The organism is Cyanobium sp. NIVA-CYA 375 (assembly GCF_056108345.1).
In genome coordinates, this window is sequence record NZ_JBSYHW010000207.1 from 1 (window position 1) to 1,436 (window position 1,436).

Annotated in this window: 2 protein-coding genes; both read right to left on the bottom strand. The window is 66.6% G+C overall.

Going from position 1 to position 1,436, the window contains the following annotated elements; translation table 11 throughout:
• On the bottom strand, positions 1–778 hold a 778-nt coding region (locus AC01FP_RS17580), incomplete at its 3' end, for a hypothetical protein (protein WP_474482011.1).
• Positions 768–1,436 (bottom strand): hypothetical protein (locus AC01FP_RS17585; protein ID WP_474482013.1); only part of this gene is annotated, 669 nt, incomplete at its 5' end. The genes AC01FP_RS17580 and AC01FP_RS17585, both read right to left, overlap by 11 nt.

The window sequence follows — 1,436 nt, forward strand, 5'->3', positions numbered from 1 at the left end:
ATCCTTGTCCTACATCCACCCGGCCATGAAGGGTTTGGGGTTGCGACTTCTGGCGGTCAGCCATTGCGTCGATGCAAGCCGTACGGGCAGCCTGCAGGCCACCTACATCTCCAGCGGCGCGGATCGCTTCGGCGGCGTGGGGTGCGGCGTCGATCAGGCGTTTCAGCTCACGCTCCAGCTGGGCAGCGCGGCGCAGTTCGCCGGGGGTGGCGGTGACGGTTTCGGCGGCCAGGTCGGCGGCCTCGGTTTGGGTCTGTTCGGTGGTCATGGTGGTTTGCCTGTTGGTTGTGGTCATGTCCGCCGCTGTGCCAGCGGATCGGGTTGTGGTCAGATCGGCGCCAATGGCGACGAGGCTCACTTCGGCCAGTCGCCAGCGGCGCACCAGATCGGGCCCGCCATTTCGGCCTGGCTCGATGTCGTCCGGGCTGAACTGAGCCCGCACGCTTGTTGGGCATCCACGGCTGGCCAGCTGCCAGCCGGTCTCGGCGGCGGGGGCGTCCTTGAATTCCGCCAGGCCAATCAGCTGGCCTTTTTCGGCGCGGAGACTCAGCAGTCGTCCGGCAATCGCCGAGGTTTCGTTGCGGTGATCGAGCAATACATTCACCACAGCGGCGCTGCTCACGGCCTCCGGGCGGCAGGTGAGCACGTAGCCCCCCACATCGGCCTCTGTTGCAATCCCCAACTCCACAGTTCGGGCTTGCTCGTTCACCGTGGCCGGTCCGGTTGCCAGCGGCTGCAGGCGCACCAGCTCGCGGTGCTGGGCGGTGCTACTCGCCATGGGTCCGACTCCATGCGAGCGCGATTGCTTCCCGGCTCGGGGTTTGGTTCAGTGCTGCTTCCAGCAGCTGCCGCTGGCCGATCGCATCGGCAACCAACCGGAATTGCAGCGCGAATAGCTCGCTGCATAGCCCGGTCAACGCCAAGCTGCTGAAGCTCACCCAGGCATCCCCGATCTGTAGACGGCTCAAGCCGTCATCAGGATGGGCGCCCCAGACCGTCAGCCCCAGCCGCTCATGCCGACCTGCAGGCGCGGCAGTGGGGGGTTCTCCTTGTGAGACGGTTTCGGCGGTGCGGGCCAGCACTCCGGCCAGCAGTTGCGCCAGAGCAGCCACAGCGGGGCAGTTGTCGCCCAGCTGGCGCACGGCTCGGGCTGAGCCCCCCGTGATCCCGACTTCGCCGGCCTCGGAATCGAGAGCAAAACAGGATTCATGTTCATCGGCGCCATGGCCGAACAGCAGCACTCCGTTTCGCGTGGTGATGAGTGCGGCGCCGGTTTCGGTTCGCTGCTGGTGGATCTTTTCGGCGGTTGGCTCACTTACCAGCAGCGAACCGGAAGGCGCCACGGTGTAGCCGCTTGCCTCCTGATCCAGTTCTGCAGCGATTGCCCGCAGGCGGTCGGCGCGGCTGGCGCCGGCTAGGCCTACCGCCCCTGTCTG